The following is a 19,967-nucleotide window of genomic DNA, read 5'->3' on the forward strand; positions in this document are numbered from 1 at the left end:
ATTCGTGATGAGCAACATTCAACGCTTTATCAAAGCCCAACAAGGCCAAGATATGTATGTTTCATTCCAAGAAGCTTATGCTGAACTTGAAGCTGGAAGCAAACAAAGCCATTGGATATGGTATATATTTCCTCAATTGAAAGAACTTGGATTTAGTTCAATGTCGCAACATTTTGGTGTGGTTGATTTCAAAGAAGCCTGTGACTATTTGCAAAATGAAGTATTGTTCGGTAATTATTATGCAATTGCTCAATTGGTAGAGCAACAATTAAAAAGAAAAATTCCGGTTCTTATGCTCATGCATGGAGAGGTTGATACCAAAAAACTGGTCTCCAGCCTCACCCTATTTCGAGAAGCAGCGTCTTTTCTCTCGCATCAAGGAGAGACATCTCAGAACTTTGATGCACTTGTAAATTGCTGCGACCAAATTCTTAAAGAAACCTCAAAACAAGGTTATACTTCCTGTGAACGAACACTTAGTTCGTGCGGCAGCAAATAAATCCCCCTAATTAGAATAAATTAAACGTCTTAACTGAGTTTTTTCTTTTTTGCAAAAGTGTATGATTGCTGCATAAACAAATTAGTTTTTGGAACCAAAAATATAATGAAAAAGTTCGCTGGCACTTTTTTTCTTTTCTTAAATCTGAGCGTTCAAATTTCAAACGCGAACAATCTCACTCCAGTAGAAAATCAAATAACTCAGTACATTACAACTCAATCTCAAGCGCAACTTTTATTACTGGAACAATTAGTCAATATCAACAGCGGCACTACCAATCATAAAGGCATTCATAAAGTTGGAAATATTATACGTCCCCAATTAGAGAAACTTGGATTTAAAACATCTTGGGTTGCTGAGCCACCAGCCCTTCAACGGGCGGGAACATTGGTTGCCCAGCATACCGGTAATAAAGGCAAGAAACTGCTTTTAATTGGCCATCTGGATACCGTGTTTCCTGCAAATAGTCCATTTCAACATTTTGTACGTAAAGGAAATGTGGCAACAGGTCCAGGAATCATCGATGACAAAGGTGGCGTGATTGTTATCCTTTATGCATTGAAAGCATTGCAAGAAACACATGCTCTAGATAATGCAAATATAACGATTATTTTAACAGGTGATGAAGAAGACTCGGGAAAACCGATCTCAATTTCGAGAAAACCTTTAATTGATGCGGCAAAAAACAGTGATATTGCCCTGGATTTTGAATGGTCAATTACATCAGATACAGTCACCGTTGCACGTAGAGGCATAGCACACTGGGAAGTGGTGGCATACGGCAATGAGGCCCACTCCTCTGAAATTTTTCAACAACAAGCAGGTTATGGCGCTACATTCGAGCTAGTAAGAATCCTAAATACAATGCGCACTAAACTGAGTCGGGAGCACTTTTTATCATTTAATCCAGGTCTTATTTTAGGAGGGACCACGATTAACAATAGAAATAGCATTCAAGGTGCTGCTTTTGGTAAAGACAATGTGATTGCAAAAATTGCTATGGCAAATGGCGACTTACGTTTTATTACTGAAGATCAAAAAAATGAGGCCGAGAAAAAAATAAATGATATTGTTGCGGATCATTTGCCAGGAACCACGGCCTCTATTAAATTTCAAGATGGAATACCGAGTATGCCTCCTACTGCTGCTAACGAGGAATTATTACGACAATACAGCCAAGTAAGTGAGGACTTAGAACAAGGAATGGTCCTACCTCTTGATCCAGCAGCCAGGGGTGCAGGTGATATCTCCCACATTGCTTTCCTCGTCGATGGAGCATTAGCAGGGTTAGGCCCTGTGGGTACTGGAGCACATTCTGAGAAAGAAACTTTAGAAATCTCTTCGCTTCTAACACAAACTCAACGTGCATCCCTATTGATTTACCGATTAATTAACTCTTAAAGATAAACAGAGCATAAGCTATATTCGAGGTATTTTATGCAAGTCACAATTAAAAATTTATTATTTCTTATTTCTCAATTTTAACTGTGTTTCTAACAAAGACACTATAATATGATTAAGGGGTTCCTTTAATTAGTTCAGGACTAACTCTCACTAATTGGGCATAGAGCTAAATTGAGGGGTTCCGTTAAATATTTAACATGCACTTTTTTATGGGTGGCTGATTTGATTCCTTATATTCGTCGTAGTTCTTACTTTAAATTACCTCCTAATTTTTATGAAGTGATTGAACCCACACCGATTGTAGAGCCTTATTTGGTTAAATTTAATCAAGAATTAGCTTCTTATCTTTGTGCACCCCATTCCTTTTCGTCAACTGAATCAGACATCGTTCCTTTTTATGCAGGCAACGTGGTTCCCCCGCATCTTGAAAGTATCGCATTGGCCTACGCAGGACATCAATTTGGATACTATGTACCTCTTTTAGGAGATGGCCGTGCTGTATTACTTGGTGAAATACGTAGCCAAGATGGAATTTTATGGGATATTCAGCTCAAGGGTTCTGGGAGAACAATGTTTTCACGAACCGGTGATGGCAGAGCACCACTTTCTGCGGTATTAAGAGAATATCTGATTAGCGAAGCAATGCATGGATTAAATATTCCAACCACTCGATGTTTGGCTGCGATCGCAAGCAAAGAACAAATTTATCGCCAAAATGGTCCTGTACCCTTAGGGGTTTTAACCCGAGTGGCATCAAGTAGTTTACGAGTAGGCTCGTTTGAATATGCTGCGGCTCAAAAAGATGATCAGTTACTTAGAGCGTTAGCTAATTACGCTCTTGAAAGACACTACCCTGAACTTTTACCCAGCGCAAACCCTTATCTTGAATTATTTACAAAGGTTGTTGATCGCCAAGCACATCTTATCGCTGAGTGGATGGGGGTAGGCTTTATTCATGGAGTCATGAATACGGATAATATGACTATATCGGGGGAAACGATTGATTATGGTCCCTGTGCTTTTATGGATGAATTTGATTTTAATACGGTATTTAGCTCTATTGATCTTGCCGGACGTTATGCTTTTGGAAATCAAGCCTCCATCGCCAAATGGAATTTAGCGCAATTGAGTCTGACTCTACTGCCGTTATTTAAAGACGGGCACACACAGCAGCAAATGCAAGAAGTGCTTCACTCATTTACAGAGCGCTTCTCTCTATATTGGAATAGAAAAATAAGAGAAAAGTTAGGTTTTTTTGATGAAGAAATTCAAGCGGTGGAACTTATTAAAAAGTTCTTCGGACTATTACAACAATATAAACCCGATTTTACAAATACTTTTCGCCTAATGAGTCAAGCCATTGATTGTGAACGCTATCAGAACAATTTAATAGAGACTTTGGGGAATCAACCCGCCAGTGAACAGTGGGTTAATGACTGGTTAAGTTGTATCAAACAACAAAAAATTAAAAGCTCTGAATTAAAGACTAAGATGAATCGAGTTAACCCCGCCTATATTCCCAGAAACCACTTAGTTGAAAACGCAATTCGAGATTTCATTGAGCACAATGACAGCACTCTAATGGATAATCTTTTATCAGTCCTGAAAAATCCCTATCATCAACAAGAAGGAACTGAACATTTACAATGTTTACCATTGCCTCATGAGCGAGTTTACCAAACATTTTGTGGGACCTAAATTGTAGATACAAGGCCTTTACGACATGTCATCTTGAGGAGTTTACGACGAAGGAGTTCGTCTTCCAATTCAACTTAAGCTTTATGACTTATAACAATACCCCCACATCCCGCGGCTTGGCCGCGGGATCCAGGGATTGGGGCACTAAACTCACTTTTTCCTGAATGCTGCGACCAAGTCGCAGCATATAGCCCTCAGTGACTGTCAAGTAAAACTAAAGGTGAATTGGAAGCACCGCGTTCGGTATAACGTCTCTTCTGCTTTTTTAGCTTGGATGCAGCGTAGCGGAACCCGGAAGTTAGAGATCTTATTTCTGAATAGAAATCTCAGGCTTCGCTTTGCTATACCTAGGCTTCAAGAACAAATTAAAGTATTTTTTGATAAAGAACTTCTTTTAATAAAGCGCCATCCTCGTAAAACTCGGCTAATTTAGTTGAGTTCGTGGCTTCAAAACCTAAAGCATCATAGAATTTTCGGGCTTGAATATTGTCTTCGAATATCCATAGCAGTATTTTTTTGTACCCCTGGTTTGCAAGTTCAGAAATTGCTGCCATACATAATTGGGTACCCAATCCCATACGCCAGTACTCAGGATGCAAATAAATTGCACTGATTTCCCCCATTGAATCATCTGCACTAAAATCACGAAAAGGACAAATACTCGCAAAACCAATAATTTGATTATGAACTTCCATAACTAATACTTTAACTTCCTGCTCTATCAAGTCATGCCACTGCCGTGTTCGTTCCCTTAAGGATAAATTTTGTAATATAATTTCAGGAATGAAATCTCGATACATCTTTTGCCAGGAACAAATATGAATTTTTGCTATGGCCTCGGCATCATCTAATGTGGCTGTTCTAATATTGGGTGTTACATTTTTAATCATAATAAAAACCTTAAAGACGTAATTAATTTCTATTTGCAAATAAATTATTCACGTTTTTTAAAATTCACTTTTAGATAACCTAATATGTACTATGCTATGTTAGAATGGCGAAATTGTCACTAAAAAGGATTTAGCCATGCATAAAATCAAAAAGAAAGAACAAATATTCATCGGCGCTTTGGCCTTATTTTTTTCATCGATAATTACTGCAGAAACAGTGACTAGTGAGATTTCTACCACAGATGGAGCTTCAATAGGAAAAGTCGTGTTTGAAGACGGTAAGTATGGATTACTTATTACCCCCCACCTTACTGGACTTTCTGCTGGCGTTCACGGTTTTCACATCCATCAACACCCTGATTGCGGCGACCACGCCAAAAACGCTGGTTCACACCTAGATCCAGCGAACACTCAAAAACATCTTGGTCCCTATGGCCAAGGTCATTTAGGTGATTTACCAGTCTTGATTGTTGACAGCAATGGATCAGCGAATGTGCCCACATTAGCACCTCGTTTAACAACCAAAGATATTAAAGGACACGCCATTATGGTTCATGCAGGCGGAGATAATTACAGTGATAATCCTCCTTTAGGAGGTGGTGGTGATCGTATTGCATGTGGAAAAATCCCTTCATAATACAAAAATAACGTTTTTCATCCGGATTCAGATACCGTCTAAATCCGGACTATCCCAGTCGAAGTAACCGGTGAGCAAATTTTTTAATTAAAGTATTTCATTTATTTTTATTAATTGGCATGATACGCCCCAAAATAATAATAAGGGAAATGTGATGTCTAGTTTTTTTTCAAAAATCGGATCAACTTGGCGAGAATACTCTGGTTTGAGAGCTAAATACTCTAATTTAATTCCTATACCTAATCCCTCCTATTTTCGTCCAATTGATGATATAGCTGACTTTACTAGCTTACTTATCAACCCTATCCACAACCCTATCTGGCTAGGTGTCAATGCGCTATTACTCTTTTTGAAAAGCTTTATTTATTTAGCAGCTACAGCATTATTACTTATACCCGCTTTATTGTTAGCAGTTTGTGCACCCAAAACAAACGCTTGTTCTTCATTTCAAAAAGCCGCAGCGCATACAATTGTGGATGCAACCATGGGTATTATTGCAACATGCGCAGCAATCGCTGCTATTGTTTTTAATCCAATATATCTACTTACTCGATGTCTAAGCACTGTGGTTGATCACTTAAATGACATCACTGAATCGTGTTGTAATTTAACTATTGCTCATTTTTAATCGAGTAATAATTTAAATAAAAACCAGGGTGGAGCGAAAGCGAAGCCCAGGTCTCATTAAACTCCTTTTCAGCTTACTCAAACTACAGCTCTCTGTTTAAGACGATTGACTGTATTTACCAATTAATTCGGTCTGCTCAATAATATGATTCTGCATGGCAGTTTCTATTTCTTTTTTTGTCGCATGTTCTCCAAGAGTTAATGAGGTATCCAAAGCATAAAGTTTGAAGAAATAACGATGAGTACCGGTTGGGGGACAAGGTCCACCATATCCTGTTTTACCCCAACTATTTCTTGCACTTATTGCTTCCGATGGAACCCCAGTTTCCAATTTAAGCTCATGACAATCTGCAGGTAAATTAAATAATATCCAATGTATCCATAAACCCATTGGAGCGTCTGGATCATCCATGATTAAAACAAAAGATTGGGTATTTTTAGGTGCATTATCCCATACTAATGGTGGCGAATGATCAGAACCATTACAAGTATATTCTCTAGGAATAAATTCATTATGAGCAAATGCAGGGCTTTCTAGTTTCATTGCATACTCCTTTTAATGAAACATTTAATTGCAATTTAGACTATTTTTGAACAAAAATACAGGGGTATTAAGGTAGAATCATCAAATTAGATTTTTAATTTTCCCCTTAAAATCTGCCAAAGCATGACAAAATCCCCCATCAGGCTATATAAAGGATAATGAAATGTAGCCGGTTTATTTTTTTCATAAACGAAATGCCCAATCCAGGCAAATCCGTAACCAACTACAAGCATCAGAACAAGCCATAAACCATGCCAAGTCCAAAGGAAGAACATCAAACTTAGACAGGCTAAAGAAGTCCCAAGAGCATGCAAGCGTCGACACATCACTGTTTTATGCTCATTTAGATAAAAAGAATAAAACTCATCAAAGTTTTTAAATTTCTTATAATTATTCATAAGAAGTTAGGAAGTCCTGCTAATTTTTTAAATTATAGTTTAAAAGCGCATTTAAATGTTATTATTAAAGATAAGGATGTTTTTTCTTAATCACCGTGGTGCCTTATACATAATGAATGAGATCAATGTAGAACAATTAAAAAATCTACTGGATGAAGCAACCAAGAGTATTAAATCATCAGAACGTCTTCTTGATGAATTAAATAAAGAGCCGGTAGACGAATCATCTTCCACAGAGGATACAATTTGTTCCATCCAATTAGTTTTACAATATCGTTTAAGTAATCAAGATACCCTGGCTATACTCCTAAGCATTGATCAAAACTTGCTTTATCTCTTAGATATTCAGCCACGAAATTCGTCTAAAATGAATATGGATCGCCTTGCCTATGCTTTAGGTAATGAAGATTTAAAACAAGTCATTCATGCGCTGACGTTACTCGTTAATTCTCTATTAAGAATTACACACCGCTATCAAAAAGATCACTTAAGTTTTGAATTAAAAGCGCATCAAAGTAGACACATCAGACAAAACACATTCATCAAAGGAATGCAAAAACTGATTTTGCTACAGGATCATTTTTTAAGTTTGATGCGTAAACTTGCAGAAAATGTGACCTTACTTTTAGAGTATCAATCCGTAGGACCGCTTTTTGATCATATAGCCGCGCTGAGAGGCCCAATATCCCAATATTATCAAGCCACATTACATGGTCTTGGGGTCGCTAAAGAACTTTATGAAAAAATTAATAAGAACGAGTTGCTGAATCAAAAACTCGATCTTCTCTTAAAGCAAGCAGAAGAAGTGCTCACTATCATGCCTTCAATTTATAAACCGCAGCCTCATTATAATTTGACCCCACCAAGTAATACCTTAACTCAACCAAGCAATACTTTGACACTACCAAAAACACTCTCTTCCGAGCAGTTAGAGCAACGTGCAGCAGCCAAGCGATTACGCCCCTTTTTCAATTAGAGATTTTTAAAAGTAGAGGATACGTCACCCCAAACGTAGTGAGGGATCTCCTGAAGATGGGTATGAGTAAAAATCAGGAGATCCTTCGTCGTTCACTTCCCAGAATGACATGGTTGTGAATGTCTCTTAGAGAGACAAACTTAAGTTGTCACTCTGGTTGTGGCCGGAGCTGAATTACAAATAACAACCAATGCCATCGTAACCAATTATATGACATGACTTGTAACCACTTTGTTCGAGTCGATAACTTACAGAACCATAATAGGCAACAATGTTTCCATCTTTAGTTTGCTCTACATGAGGTTTTTGAAAGTTCTCTGCACTCTCACAGGTAGCACGGTTTTGTATCCAGACTCCCCCCTCGGAAACAATACGCCTGGTACTTGGAGTCAGTGCGTTACTTCCACAATCCTTAATGGCCAAATGTTCTATTTTGGGGGCAGAAAAGATTAGATCATAACCTGCTGCTGCCGCTTTTACTGCATTTTCAGCATCCAAAATACCATGTCCACAAGGTTTTTTACCTACACATGATTTATTCGCATCAGCACTGACTCCAAAATCATGTGTTGTTGAATACAGTAATTGTTCTATTTGTTCCGGACTAAGTACTTTCTCACTTGCAGCAAAAATTAATCCGGCAACGCCAGCAACATGAGGGGTAGCCATACTGGTTCCCTGATAAAAATCGAAGCCAGATCCATTATATCCCCCGCCAGGATTCACTGTGGATAAAATTCCTCCCCAAATACCATAACGCTTGTCTCCCCCCGGAGCGGCTAAAGTAACACTTGGGCCGTAGTTCGAAAAATAGGATCTAAGGCCTTCAGGTCCAGTAGAGGCCACTTTAATGGTTCCATTGCAAATCGCAGGTGCATTAAAATGTTCCCAAACGTTATCATTTCCCGCTGCGACCGCCAATACCGCGCCTTTTTTGCGTGCAAAAAAGACTGCTTCTTGTAGTGCTTGATCACAATAATCTATTTCATCTTTAGGACCTCTATCGACCCCAAAACTCATGTTTAATACTTTTGCAGGGTGAATGTTTTGTGGTATCCCAGGAACATCGCCTCCTACTGCCCAATATATTGCATTAATAACGTAGCTCTCATAAAACATCCCATTAGCTCCAGGAATTTTTAAAGGAAGAATTTTTAAATCCTCCCCCATTCCACTCATGACGCTGCCATAACCGGCAATGGTCCCGGCAACATGAGTACCATGGTACGATCGGGTTTCATCAACCAAATTATTATTATTTCCAGCAAAATTCCAACCCCATAAGTTACCGGAACTATCCTTTACTAGGTTATTTATTAAACTGTCATTTAAAGCAATTCCAGTATCTAATACTGCAACCACTATTGGCTTTTTAGAAAGCCCAGTGGTATATGCCCAAGCTCCATCTCTAAATCCAGGCTTGGACTCCAACATAATTCCTGCAGGGCGAGAAAACTCATCCCACTGACTTTCGTGTGTTAATATATCACCTGTGCCCAGAATCTCTGGATCAGGAACAGGTTTAAAATAACTTACTCTGTCTTTAACTGCATATAAAACTTGAGGATTTTTACGCAAACGCTCTAAAACCAAGGATGTAGGATCCTCATTATCGCCTTTAGCTAAAGTGCTGTTTGTTGAGTCTAAAATTAATAAAAAGGCACCATTGGCCATAGGATTTAATTCTTTTACGGGTAATTGGGTTATCTGTTTTATTTGTGACTTTAAAGAAGAAACGCTGGTCATTTGTTCTTTATATTTGATTATTACTCGCACTGTATCTTCACCAGTGGAGGCAAAAATACCTTGCGCCATAGTTAAAAGACCTAAACCTAAAATCCCTGATTTAAACATGCAACAATCTCCTTATAAGAATACATCGAAATCAGTATGCTATAAGAAAAAGGGCAAAACAAGATGAGCCCTATCCCAAAAATGCTACCCTCCTATCCTTAATGTAGTAAGCTTAAAAATAGATGATTGAAATTCTTAAGACGCTCTATATACTCCATCTATGGGCCTTTATTTCTATTTATAAAAACTGATCATGGAGCTACGATATTTTTTTTATAAAACAGCCACTCGTTGCATACGAAAAGTGCAATCCCTGCTTGGAATAACAACTGTAGGAGCACGCGCTATTATTTTAAATCATGAGAACAAGGTCCTTTTGGTAAAACACACATATCAACCCCATTGGTATCTTCCAGGCGGTGGTGCAAAGAAAGGTGAGTCGGCTAAAGAGACCCTTATACGTGAATTAAAAGAAGAGGTAGGAATAATCCCCATTGAAGAACCACAATTATTTGGGATTTATTTTCATATGTATATGGGGGTAAGTGACTATCCGATTGTTTTTATTATTAAAAGTTTTACTTCTACTCAAACTTATTCGTTCGAAATTGAACAAATGGCCTGGTATGATTACTATCAATTGCCTGAATTAGTTAGCCCTGGAACGAAACGAAGGCTTGATGAATATTTTGTGCAAAAGGCGCAATCAGATAGATGGTAAAATTAAACCATGTTCATGTTTACTCAAGCGGTTGGATTTGAGTGCAGGTTTGTGAGAAATTTTTTACTAAACAAGCGTGGCCTATAGCCTGAGTGAAAGCACAAACCTTAACTAGGGAAATCTGAGCGAGGAAAACCTGGGTTCCGCTGTGCTTCACCCAGGCTACGAATTTACAAATCAATATCGATATTGCTCCGGCTTATAAGGACCACTGATTGCCACGCCTAAATAGTCGGCTTGTTCTTTCGTGAGTTGGGTTAATTTCGCGCCAATTCTCCCCAAATGCAAGCGAGCTACTTTTTCATCCAATAACTTTGGCAGAACATACACTTCTAGGTCATATTGAGCAGCATTTTTAAATAATTCGATTTGTGCCAAAATTTGATTGGAAAAAGAGGCTGACATCACAAAACTTGGATGGCCTGTAGCACATCCTAAATTAACCAATCGTCCCTCAGCTAAAAGAATTAAGCGCTTACCATCTGGAAAAATAATATGATCCACTTGGGGCTTGATATTTTCCCATTGATATTTCTTCAAACTGTGAACATCGATTTCAGAATCAAAATGACCAATATTGCATAAAATAGCCTGGTGACGCATACGTTTCATATGATCGTGAGTCACTACATGGTAATTACCCGTGGCAGTCACAACGATGTCTACCTGCTCGGCTACATCATCCAAAGTCACAACACGATATCCTTCCATTGCAGCTTGTAGCGCGCAAATAGGATCAATTTCTGCGATTAAAACATTCGCACCTTGACCACGTAATGCTTGAGCACATCCTTTACCTACATCACCATAACCTAAAATTAAAGCGACCTTTCCAGCAATCATTACATCCGTCGCGCGTTTTATTCCATCCAGTAACGATTCGCGACAACCGTACATGTTATCAAATTTGGATTTAGTTACGGAATCATTCACATTAATCGCTGGGATTTTTAAATCACCCTTTCTAGCCATTTCATATAACCGCGCAACACCCGTGGTTGTTTCCTCAGAAACGCCTTTAATTCCAGCTAACAGTTCCGGGAATTTTTGGTGAACCATTTGTGTCAAATCACCACCGTCATCCAGTAGTAAATTAGGAGTCCATTGATTCGGTCCAATAAGAGTTTGTTCTACACACCACCAATATTCTTCTTCAGTTTCACCTTTCCAGGCAAAGACAGGAATACCTTTTGCGGCAATTGCTGCAGCAGCATGGTCCTGTGTAGAAAATATATTACAGGAAGACCAACGAACTTCAGCGCCTAAAGCGATCAACGTTTCAATAAGCACTGCAGTTTGAATTGTCATATGCAAACAACCTGCAACGCGAGCACCTTTTAATGGTTTCGTTGCAGCAAACTCTTCACGCAAAGCCATTAATCCTGGCATTTCAGTCTCGGCTATCGCAATCTCTTTGCGTCCCCAAGAAGCCAGTGACATATCAGCTACTTTATAATCTTTTGTCATATTGCTCCCTGCCTCTACCTTATTGACTAGTTCCATTAGCTCTCCTTATAAAGCTTTGCTTAACTCCGTAACCTTATCCAAACGTTCCCAAGGTAAATTCTCGCGTCCATAATGGCCATAAGTAGCTGTTTGCTTATAGATTGGACGAAGTAAATCATGATATTCGATAATACCTTGTGGCGTTAAATCGAAATTAGAGTGAATTAATTCAATTATTTCACCATCTGATAAACGACCTGTACCAAAGGTTTCAACAAAAATAGACGTGGGTTCTGCAACCCCAATTGCGTAAGAAACTTGAAGTTCACATTTATCAGCCAGTCCAGCCGCTACTATGTTTTTTGCTACATGTCGTGCTGCATAAGCGGCAGAACGATCTACTTTAGAGGGATCCTTACCCGAAAAACATCCCCCACCATGTCGCGCCATACCACCATAAGTATCTACGATAATCTTACGACCAGTTAGTCCACAATCCCCTAAGGGGCCGCCAATCACAAAACGCCCTGTCGGGTTAATGAAATAACGTGTTTTATGGGTCAACCATTCGCCAGGTAATGTGGTTTTAATAATTTCTTCACGTACTGCTTCAACTAAATCATTATATCCAATTTCAGCTGCATGTTGTGTTGAAAAAACAACTGTATCAACCTCAACAGGTATACCTCTTTCATATTTTAAGGTTATTTGACATTTAGCATCAGGTCGCAACCAGGGTAATGCTCCTGATTTACGTAAATGAGCTTGTTTTTCCATCAAACGATGTGCATAAGCAATGGGAGCAGGCATATATACATCGGTCTCACGGCTGGCATAACCAAACATTAAACCTTGATCTCCCGCACCAAGCATTTTTGTTTCTTTATTATCTACGCCTTGAGCAATATCAGGAGATTGCTTACCAATGGCAGAGAGTACTGCACAAGACTCCCAATCAAAACCCATTTGTGAGCTGTTATAACCTATATCTTTAACAACTTGTCGCGTTACGGCCTCCACATCAACCCATGCTTTAGTAGTAATTTCTCCACCTACTAAGACCATACCTGTTTTAACAAATACCTCGCAAGCAACACGCGCAGCAGGATCTTGCATTAAAATAGCATCTAAAATTGCATCAGAAATCTGATCTGCGATTTTGTCCGGATGTCCTTCAGAAACCGATTCAGAAGTAAAAACGTGACTTTCATTCATTAGTTAATCCTCTAATTATATGTGTATATCCTATTTCATCAATTTTATAAATTCATCAAATATTATTTCTATATCATGTGGTCCAGGACTTGCTTCCGGGTGACCTTGAAAACCCAATGCCGGTTTTTCCTTATGTCTAATGCCCTGAAGAGTATTATCAAATAATGAACGGTGAGTGATAGAAAGACAGTCAGGTAAGCTCTCTTCATCCACTGCAAAACCGTGGTTCTGACTGGTTATAAAAACACGTTTTTTCCCTTCAGTTTCAATGACAGGATGATTGGCGCCATGATGACCAAATTTCATTTTTTTGGTTATTCCACCACACGCTAAAGCCAAAATTTGAAAACCTAGGCAAATGCCAAATAAGGGAATATTCTGCGCCAAAAACTCTCGGGTAGCCTGAATTGCATAATCACAAGCCTGTGGATCTCCAGGACCATTAGATAAAAATACACCATCAGGATTCATTGCCAAAACTTCTGCTGCCGAAGTTTTTGCCGGAACTAAAGTTAAATGGCAACCTTTGTCATGTAAAATACGTAAAATATTGTGCTTTACTCCAAAATCATAAGCAACTACATGAAATTTTTGGGGCTGTGAGTCTTTCCCCCACTCGCCTTGGCCATCATGCCAACGTTCTATAGTTTTTCTAGAAACTTCTAGGGCTAAATCAACACCCTGCAATCCAGCAAACGATTTTGCTTTTGCTAAAACCGCTTTAGGGTTTTCTACATCGGTACTGATGCAAGCACCTATGGCACCGTGTTCTCGTAAACGCAAGGTCAAATCTCGAGTATCAATTCCAGCAATCGCAACCACGCCATTTTTTTTGAGCCAATCTGGAAGAGATTGTTCAGCGCGATAATTACTATGGATTATTGAAGAATTACGAAGTACTAGTCCTGCAGCCCAAACTTTATTTGACTCCATATCTTCATGCGTACATCCAGTATTTCCTACATGTGCTGTAGTCAAAGTAATGATTTGTCGTGTATAAGAAGGGTCAGTGAGCATTTCCTGATAACCCGTCATAGAGGTATTAAAAACCAACTCTCCGACACAATCGCCTGTTGCTCCTACTGAAATACCTTCATAAACAGTTCCATCGGCTAATACTAAAATTGCTGGTTGGTTCATCATGGATCTACTCTATTAGTCTGGTTATTCAATGTGTTTTTTAGTAGCCTTAATGAATCTGTAGCCTGGAGGAAGCGAAGGAGCCCAGAATGTTCAGATCAATTCGGGCTAGGTTCGCTTCACTCGGGCTACGATGACTCCTTTTTATAAGAGTCATAACGATAACAAATCCCTTGGTCATCAAGCTCAAAAAATACACATTTAGATAAATGTGAGCATTGTAACTTACTTAGTTCAAAATTTCATGTCTTCAAAGAATTTTTTCACACCTGCAAACCAGGAATTTGAGCGTGGAGAGTGTTTTCCTTTGGCATTTTCCAATGATTCTTGGAATTTAGTTAATAATTCTTTTTGCTCTCGTGATAAATTCACGGGAGTTTCTACCACGACTTTACATAATAAATCGCCCTGACCATGCCCCCGTACCGACTTCATCCCCTTGCCTCTTAAACGAAACACTTTACCGGTTTGCGTTTCTTCAGGGATTTTTAAAGTAACTCGTCCTTCAAGGGTTGGTACTTCAATGGAACCACCCATTGCAGCGATTATAAAGCTTATGGGTACTTCACAATGTAAATCATTTTCATGACGTTCAAAAATGGTATGTTTTTTTACGTTGATTTGTACATACAGATCACCAGGGCCACCACCATGCATGCCGGCTTCCCCTTCGCCGCTTAAACGAACGCGATCACCGTTATCTACACCAGCAGGAATTTTAACAGTTAGTTTTTTACTTTCACGAACTCGACCTTGACCATGACAATCTGGACAAGGATCAGAAATAATTTTTCCTTCACCATGACAACTAGGGCAGGTTTGCTGAATAGAGAAAAAACCTTGTTGAATTCTGACTTGTCCCATACCATTACAGGTTTCACACGTTTTAGGTTGGGTTCCTTTTTTAGCGCCACTACCACTGCAGGTAGAACAAGCGCCATGTCTAGGAACTGTAATTTGCACCTCTTTACCTAAAGCCGCTTCCTCGAGCGTTAATTGCACATTAAATTGCAAGTCAGCGCCTCGTTGACCACGAGATTGCCTTCCAGCACCCCGTCCCCCAGAAAAGATATTTTCAAAAATATCCTCAAAAACATCACCAAAACCGCCAAAACCACCACCAAAACCTTGTCCGCCTCTCATAGAAGGATCAACACCTGCATGACCAAATTGATCATAGGCAGCACGTTTTTGTGGATCAGAGAGAATACTGTAAGCATTTTGAATTTCTTTAAATTTTTCTTCTGCAGCAGAATCACCAGCATTGCGATCTGGGTGATACTTCATTGCCAACTTGCGATATGCTTTTTTAATTTCGGCATCACTTGCAGTTCGACTTACTTCTAAAAGTTCATAATAATCCTGCTGTTCCATAACTACTCACAATATTAAAAATATAAAACTGACAATGTAGCCTAAGCATAGCGAAGCGGAACCGGGGATTTCTAGAATAAACTTTAATCCCGGGCCCCGCTTCATTATGCCCAGGCTACAAAGCACCTAGGCGACTAAGTCACGATAACAATTATTTTTTATCGTCTTTAACCTCTTCAAACTCAGCATCAACAACTCCTTCATCAGTTTTAGCTGACTCTTGAGTATTCGCTTGTTCTTGCTGAGGAGCCTCACCTTGTCCTGATTGTCCTTCAGATGCTTTTTTAGCATAAACTCGTTCAGCCATTTTACCAGAAGCATCGTTTAACACTTTTAATTTCTCTTCAATTTGTGCTTTGTCAGTGCCCTGAATCGCTTCTTTTAATTCAGCAATTGCTGTTTCTATGCCTTTCTTCTCATCTTCCGCAAGTTCAGCCTCCAAATCTTTCATTGATTTTTCACAACTATGAATCAAACTGTCTGCCTGATTACGTAACTCTGCCATTTCTTTAAATTTCTTGTCTTCTTCGGCGTGCGATTTAGCATCTTTTATCATTGCATCTACTTCTTCGTCACTCAAACCACTTGATGCTTTAATAACGATGGATTGTGCCTTACCAGTAGCTTTATCTTTGGCAGAAACATTCAGGATACCATTAGCATCGATATCAAAAGTTACTTCAATTTGTGGTACGCCACGTGGAGCAGGAGGAATATCACCTAAATCGAATCGACCTAAAGATTTATTCGCTGATGCTTGCTCTCTTTCTCCTTGGAGTACATGCACAGTCACGGCTGTTTGGTTATCATCTGCAGTAGAGAACACTTGATTGGCCTTAGTCGGAATTGTGGTATTTTTCTCAATGAGTTTGGTCATTACACCACCCATAGTTTCAATACCTAAAGACAAAGGAGTTACGTCAAGTAACAGAATATCTTTTACTTCACCAGATAAAACTGCAGCTTGAATAGCAGCCCCCACAGCAACGGCTTCATCGGGGTTAACGTCTTTACGTGGTTCTTTACCAAAAAACTCTTCTACTGTTTTTTGTACTAAAGGCATACGTGTTTGACCACCAACCAAAATGACTTCGTTAATTTGTGATACGTTCAATCCAGCATCTTTCAATGCGATTTTGCAAGGCTCTACTGTACGCTCAACCAATTTCTCAACTAAAGACTCAAGTTTAGCGCGAGTTAATTTAATGTTTAGATGTTTAGGTCCAGAAGCATCAGCGGTAATGTAAGGCAGATTAACATCTGTTTGTTGTGCTGAAGAAAGTTCAATTTTTGCTTTTTCAGCAGCATCTTTCAATCGTTGTAATGCTAATGGATCATTGTGCAAATCAATACCTGTGTCTTTTTTGAATTCAGAAGCAAGGTACTCAATCAACGCCAAGTCAAAGTCTTCTCCGCCTAAGAACGTATCACCATTTGTTGCGAGTACTTCAAACTGATGTTCTCCATCAACTTCTGCAATTTCAATGATCGAGATATCAAAAGTACCACCACCAAGGTCATATACAGCAATGATTGAATCACCGCGTTTTTTATCCATACCATAAGCAAGAGCTGCAGCAGTAGGTTCGTTAATGATACGTTTTACTTCAAGACCAGCAATACGACCCGCATCTTTAGTTGCCTGGCGTTGAGAATCATTGAAGTAAGCAGGTACAGTAATTACCGCTTCTTTCACTTCTTCACCAAGGTAATCTTCTGCAGTTTTTTTCATTTTACGTAATACTTCAGCAGAAACTTGTGGTGGTGCTTTGTCCTGACCTTTCACACGAACCCAAGCATCGCCATTGTCTGCTTTAACGATCTTGTAAGGAACCATTTTGATATCTTTTTGCACAACCGCATCTTCGAAACGACGACCGATCAATCGCTTAATCGCAAATAAAGTATTATCTGGATTGGTTACTGCTTGACGTTTTGCAGCTTGTCCCACCAATACTTCACCATCATCAGTAAAAGCGACGATGGAAGGCGTTGTGCGGTGACCTTCACTGTTTTCGATTACCTTAGGTTTATCCCCTTCCATCACCGCAACACATGAGTTGGTGGTACCTAAGTCGATTCCTATAATTTTAGCCATTCTATTCTTGCTCCAAAGTAGTAGTTTTCTAATGCAATGATTCTTATATGGGGCATAGCCTGCCAATTTCAACCCACAGAACTTACATTTTTATTTTTTTGACACAACCACACGTGCAGGTCTAATCACTCGATCACTTAGTTTGTATCCCTTTTGGAATACTGCTAATACTGTATTAGGTTCTGCACCGGGTACATCTTGCATCGACATTGCTTCATGAATCTGTGGGTCAAAAGGCATACCCATGGGATCAATTTGCTGAACCTCAAATTTTTTCAATACATCCATAAAAAGTTTCAGAGTTAATTCTAAGCCTTCACGCATTGCTGCATCTTCTTCTTTAACAGCCAGTTGTAAAGCTTGTTCTAGACTATCGATTACCGGTAATAAATCCGTAATTATCTTCTCAACACCATAGCGATGAGCATTGCTTACTTCGCGATCAGCACGACGACGAACATTGTCCAATTCAGCCTGAGCACGAACTGCTTTTTCCCAATTTTCATGAGATTGCTGTTCCGCAAGAGTCAGCTTTTCACTCAACTCAATGTAACTTGGATGAGCTAAAGAGGGTTCTGAGTGGTCTATTTCTTCAGATAAGTCTACAGTGTCTTCTGAATTTTCAACATGTTTTGATTCATTCTCTTCTTTAAATTGATGCCAATTTTTATCTTGTTTTTTACTCATGCAATTACTCCTTTTCAACAGCTTAGCTATGTGAAAACCAGAGATGGGGGCACCTAATAAGATTTCAAGGGTTATTAAATTTTTATTGCAACAAATTAATGTAAATCACAGCGATACAAACCTAAAAAGTATTTCCCCCCCTGATTTTATTAATAAATAACCAGGTACTTTATTCCGAATCGCTGATTAATGCACAGATTACGCAACTAAAAGCGCTTCAATAATGCATTTGATTTTATTATTTTTATCCCGAATGGAATTTAATAATTCATTAAGGTTAATTATTGTACAATATTAGCATCAAGTATTGAATTTAATTTGGACTGAGTTCCAGTTGTATCGAGGAAACCAAAATGCCAAAAAATCATAAAAATTCGAAAAAAAAACCTGAATATATTGCACAGGATCAAACAATTGTTTCATTAAAGTCTAAAGATGAACTTTTAACAAAACAAGAAAAAGAAACACTTAATCAAATTTATAATGAATCCGTAATGAGGCTGGAAAGAACTCTATACTTATTAACTCAACTCCAAGATTATTTAAATAACTGTGATCAAGGGATTAAACATCAAAAAAATATAAATATTAAACAGATGTTCATTGATGATCATGCCCCTCCTAAAGTTTTACATGCTTTAAGAATGTTAAAAAGACATTTTTATGTTCCCATTACTGGTGGTCATTCTATAAATAATATTCTTGAAAACATTGAATCAATTAAAAATAACCTACTCAAAACTTATAAAGGATTAAACAGGCAATTAAACATCTCTCTTGAAATAATGGATCACAAGCCCTTGCAGCATGAAATCGCGGCATTCGAAGAAAAGACTTATGTACTGGTAAGAGCAAATAATCAGTGGTATCTATTTTATTTTGAAAATAAGAACGATAACCCAGTAGAACACAATATTGATGAGCTAATTCCTCAAATTAACACACAATCAACGGTTGATGGCGCAAAACTGAATTATCATTTATTACTTAGAGACTTAATGCTTTATCATGCCAAAAATGTGGAGTCTAAGCCTAATAAGGTGTATATCAGTAATATCAGACAGTCCTTATTAAATAATCCTAAAAATACAGTCGTTGGATATGTTTTTGGTCATGAGGTAAAGAGTGATTTGGGAGAGGTATTATTCGTAAGAGACTATTTTGGTCCAATCCATATTGATTATCGAATGCTTACAAACCATCCTTCCAAGGCTTTAGCAACATTGCTCCATGAGTCTTCACATCGATATGGTTTTGTGAATGATAGAGGATATTATCATGGTCAAAAAAAAGTAAAAAACAGTACTGAGGAACGCCCTTATCCGGAGGATTTTCGATTGTTACCCAGAACGACTCAAGTAGAATGTTCTAGAGTTACAGCAAGGGCAATTAATAATGCAGATACCTATTCCTTTTTTGTATTAGATAATACTGACTCTCATGAGCTATATGACAGAGATAACTTACCAGATTGGTATGATACCAAAAAAGAAATTGCTTTACCTGAAGAGAAAAAACCCTTTTTTTCTAAGAGCTCTTTGATAAAATTTTCCATCTTTGCCGTAGGTACTCTCTTTTTGGGCGGTGTCGCGTATGCCAAACGAGATACAATAGTGTCTATGGTGAAGGATACAATGGAAAGTCTTAGTGATTTTACCCCGAGCAAAAGTTAGTAATGACTTCAAGAACCTCATGACAACAGAGGTTGTCATGTGCTTTGCTCCATTATCAAGTATACTCCCTCTCCCATATGCCCCTCAAAGCTCCTAAAGTTTCTATGCATATAGACAAGATGGATAAAAGCTTTATCATTTAAGGT

18 protein-coding genes are annotated in these 19,967 nt (G+C 38.5%); 8 read left to right on the forward strand and 10 right to left on the reverse strand.

The features are described from left to right. Window positions 1-7 precede the first annotated feature (7 nt). From ACWTEW_RS12240 to ACWTEW_RS12250, 3 genes are all read left to right on the forward strand, one after another. Window positions 8-499, forward strand: coding sequence for a DUF1810 family protein (locus ACWTEW_RS12240; RefSeq protein ID WP_454781913.1), 492 nt, complete (start codon window positions 8-10; stop codon window positions 497-499). Between the two features lie 105 nt (window positions 500-604). Beyond that, complete coding sequence (locus ACWTEW_RS12245; protein WP_454781914.1) at window positions 605-1,900, forward strand: M20/M25/M40 family metallo-hydrolase; 1,296 nt, start codon at window positions 605-607, stop codon at window positions 1,898-1,900. Window positions 1,901-2,116: 216 nt separating this feature from the next. After that, window positions 2,117-3,601, forward strand: coding sequence for a protein adenylyltransferase SelO (locus ACWTEW_RS12250; RefSeq protein ID WP_454782063.1), 1,485 nt, complete (start codon window positions 2,117-2,119; stop codon window positions 3,599-3,601). 365 nt (window positions 3,602-3,966) lie between these two features. Here the strand turns inward: ACWTEW_RS12250 and ACWTEW_RS12255 are convergent, their stop codons facing one another. Further along, entirely contained in the window at window positions 3,967-4,491 is a 525-nt protein-coding gene (locus ACWTEW_RS12255; RefSeq protein WP_454781915.1) for a GNAT family N-acetyltransferase, read from the reverse strand. A gap of 136 nt (window positions 4,492-4,627) precedes the next feature. On the opposite strand from ACWTEW_RS12255, the gene ACWTEW_RS12260 reads away from it, so the two are divergent. Beyond that, the gene (locus ACWTEW_RS12260; RefSeq protein WP_454781916.1) at window positions 4,628-5,128 is read left to right on the forward strand and encodes a superoxide dismutase family protein; all 501 of its coding nucleotides are present in this window, start codon (window positions 4,628-4,630) and stop codon (window positions 5,126-5,128) included. Between the two features lie 154 nt (window positions 5,129-5,282). Further along, window positions 5,283-5,756, forward strand: coding sequence for a hypothetical protein (locus tag ACWTEW_RS12265; RefSeq protein WP_454781917.1), 474 nt, complete (start codon window positions 5,283-5,285; stop codon window positions 5,754-5,756). Between the two features lie 96 nt (window positions 5,757-5,852). Here the strand turns inward: ACWTEW_RS12265 and ACWTEW_RS12270 are convergent, their stop codons facing one another. Together ACWTEW_RS12270 and ACWTEW_RS12275 are read right to left on the reverse strand one after the other, a co-directional pair. Then, complete coding sequence (locus tag ACWTEW_RS12270) at window positions 5,853-6,299, reverse strand: YbhB/YbcL family Raf kinase inhibitor-like protein (RefSeq protein WP_454781918.1); 447 nt, start codon at window positions 6,297-6,299, stop codon at window positions 5,853-5,855. Window positions 6,300-6,385: 86 nt separating this feature from the next. Continuing rightward, a complete protein-coding gene (locus ACWTEW_RS12275; protein ID WP_454781919.1) occupies window positions 6,386-6,697 on the reverse strand; it encodes an Mpo1-like protein in 312 nt (103 codons plus the stop codon). 112 nt (window positions 6,698-6,809) lie between these two features. Between ACWTEW_RS12275 and ACWTEW_RS12280 the strand changes: the two genes are divergently transcribed. Then, window positions 6,810-7,673, forward strand: coding sequence for a hypothetical protein (locus tag ACWTEW_RS12280; protein ID WP_454781920.1), 864 nt, complete (start codon window positions 6,810-6,812; stop codon window positions 7,671-7,673). A gap of 174 nt (window positions 7,674-7,847) precedes the next feature. Here ACWTEW_RS12280 and ACWTEW_RS12285 read toward each other — a convergent pair whose 3' ends face one another. Next, complete coding sequence (locus ACWTEW_RS12285; protein WP_454781921.1) at window positions 7,848-9,527, reverse strand: S8 family serine peptidase; 1,680 nt, start codon at window positions 9,525-9,527, stop codon at window positions 7,848-7,850. A 193-nt stretch (window positions 9,528-9,720) separates the two neighbouring features. Between ACWTEW_RS12285 and ACWTEW_RS12290 the strand changes: the two genes are divergently transcribed. Continuing rightward, window positions 9,721-10,188 carry an NUDIX domain-containing protein gene (locus ACWTEW_RS12290; RefSeq protein ID WP_454781922.1) on the forward strand — a complete coding sequence of 156 codons (468 nt, stop codon included), beginning with the start codon at window positions 9,721-9,723 and terminating at the stop codon, window positions 10,186-10,188. A 177-nt stretch (window positions 10,189-10,365) separates the two neighbouring features. On the opposite strand, the gene ahcY is transcribed toward ACWTEW_RS12290, so the two are convergent. The 6 genes from ahcY to grpE all read right to left on the reverse strand — a co-directional run bounded on the left by ahcY (window position 10,366) and on the right by grpE (window position 18,148). Continuing rightward, entirely contained in the window at window positions 10,366-11,691 is a 1,326-nt protein-coding gene (gene ahcY / locus ACWTEW_RS12295; RefSeq protein ID WP_454781923.1) for an adenosylhomocysteinase, read from the reverse strand. 9 nt (window positions 11,692-11,700) lie between these two features. After that, window positions 11,701-12,849, reverse strand: coding sequence for a methionine adenosyltransferase (metK, locus tag ACWTEW_RS12300; RefSeq protein WP_454781924.1), 1,149 nt, complete (start codon window positions 12,847-12,849; stop codon window positions 11,701-11,703). A 30-nt stretch (window positions 12,850-12,879) separates the two neighbouring features. Then, complete coding sequence (gene carA / locus ACWTEW_RS12305; protein WP_454781925.1) at window positions 12,880-13,992, reverse strand: glutamine-hydrolyzing carbamoyl-phosphate synthase small subunit; 1,113 nt, start codon at window positions 13,990-13,992, stop codon at window positions 12,880-12,882. A gap of 231 nt (window positions 13,993-14,223) precedes the next feature. Further along, window positions 14,224-15,363 carry a molecular chaperone DnaJ gene (gene dnaJ / locus ACWTEW_RS12310; RefSeq protein ID WP_454781926.1) on the reverse strand — a complete coding sequence of 380 codons (1,140 nt, stop codon included), beginning with the start codon at window positions 15,361-15,363 and terminating at the stop codon, window positions 14,224-14,226. 151 nt (window positions 15,364-15,514) lie between these two features. Beyond that, complete coding sequence (gene dnaK / locus ACWTEW_RS12315) at window positions 15,515-17,461, reverse strand: molecular chaperone DnaK (protein ID WP_454781927.1); 1,947 nt, start codon at window positions 17,459-17,461, stop codon at window positions 15,515-15,517. Between the two features lie 90 nt (window positions 17,462-17,551). Continuing rightward, window positions 17,552-18,148 (reverse strand): nucleotide exchange factor GrpE, encoded by a 597-nt coding sequence (gene grpE, locus ACWTEW_RS12320; protein ID WP_454781928.1) that lies wholly within the window; start codon window positions 18,146-18,148, stop codon window positions 17,552-17,554. 353 nt (window positions 18,149-18,501) lie between these two features. Between grpE and ACWTEW_RS12325 the strand changes: the two genes are divergently transcribed. After that, a complete protein-coding gene (locus ACWTEW_RS12325; RefSeq protein WP_454781929.1) occupies window positions 18,502-19,821 on the forward strand; it encodes a hypothetical protein in 1,320 nt (439 codons plus the stop codon). Window positions 19,822-19,967 lie beyond the last annotated feature (146 nt).

It is taken from the genome of Legionella stuttgartensis (assembly GCF_977063405.2).

What these genes read in the sequence shown, in the direction of transcription:
- grpE (WP_454781928.1), bottom strand. Translation starts at nt 18,148, where the DNA reads ATGAGTAAAAAACAAGATAAAAATTGGCATCAATTTAAAGAAGAGAAT.
- ACWTEW_RS12285 (WP_454781921.1), bottom strand. Translation starts at nt 9,527, where the DNA reads ATGTTTAAATCAGGGATTTTAGGTTTAGGTCTTTTAACTATGGCGCAA.
- ACWTEW_RS12240 (WP_454781913.1), top strand. Translation starts at nt 8, where the DNA reads ATGAGCAACATTCAACGCTTTATCAAAGCCCAACAAGGCCAAGATATG.
- metK (WP_454781924.1), bottom strand. Translation starts at nt 12,849, where the DNA reads ATGAATGAAAGTCACGTTTTTACTTCTGAATCGGTTTCTGAAGGACAT.
- ACWTEW_RS12270 (WP_454781918.1), bottom strand. Translation starts at nt 6,299, where the DNA reads ATGAAACTAGAAAGCCCTGCATTTGCTCATAATGAATTTATTCCTAGA.
- dnaK (WP_454781927.1), bottom strand. Translation starts at nt 17,461, where the DNA reads ATGGCTAAAATTATAGGAATCGACTTAGGTACCACCAACTCATGTGTT.
- ACWTEW_RS12265 (WP_454781917.1), top strand. Translation starts at nt 5,283, where the DNA reads ATGTCTAGTTTTTTTTCAAAAATCGGATCAACTTGGCGAGAATACTCT.
- ACWTEW_RS12290 (WP_454781922.1), top strand. Translation starts at nt 9,721, where the DNA reads ATGGAGCTACGATATTTTTTTTATAAAACAGCCACTCGTTGCATACGA.
- ACWTEW_RS12260 (WP_454781916.1), top strand. Translation starts at nt 4,628, where the DNA reads ATGCATAAAATCAAAAAGAAAGAACAAATATTCATCGGCGCTTTGGCC.
- ACWTEW_RS12255 (WP_454781915.1), bottom strand. Translation starts at nt 4,491, where the DNA reads ATGATTAAAAATGTAACACCCAATATTAGAACAGCCACATTAGATGAT.
- dnaJ (WP_454781926.1), bottom strand. Translation starts at nt 15,363, where the DNA reads ATGGAACAGCAGGATTATTATGAACTTTTAGAAGTAAGTCGAACTGCA.
- ACWTEW_RS12325 (WP_454781929.1), top strand. Translation starts at nt 18,502, where the DNA reads ATGCCAAAAAATCATAAAAATTCGAAAAAAAAACCTGAATATATTGCA.
- ahcY (WP_454781923.1), bottom strand. Translation starts at nt 11,691, where the DNA reads ATGGAACTAGTCAATAAGGTAGAGGCAGGGAGCAATATGACAAAAGAT.
- ACWTEW_RS12275 (WP_454781919.1), bottom strand. Translation starts at nt 6,697, where the DNA reads ATGAATAATTATAAGAAATTTAAAAACTTTGATGAGTTTTATTCTTTT.
- ACWTEW_RS12245 (WP_454781914.1), top strand. Translation starts at nt 605, where the DNA reads ATGAAAAAGTTCGCTGGCACTTTTTTTCTTTTCTTAAATCTGAGCGTT.
- carA (WP_454781925.1), bottom strand. Translation starts at nt 13,992, where the DNA reads ATGATGAACCAACCAGCAATTTTAGTATTAGCCGATGGAACTGTTTAT.
- ACWTEW_RS12280 (WP_454781920.1), top strand. Translation starts at nt 6,810, where the DNA reads ATGAATGAGATCAATGTAGAACAATTAAAAAATCTACTGGATGAAGCA.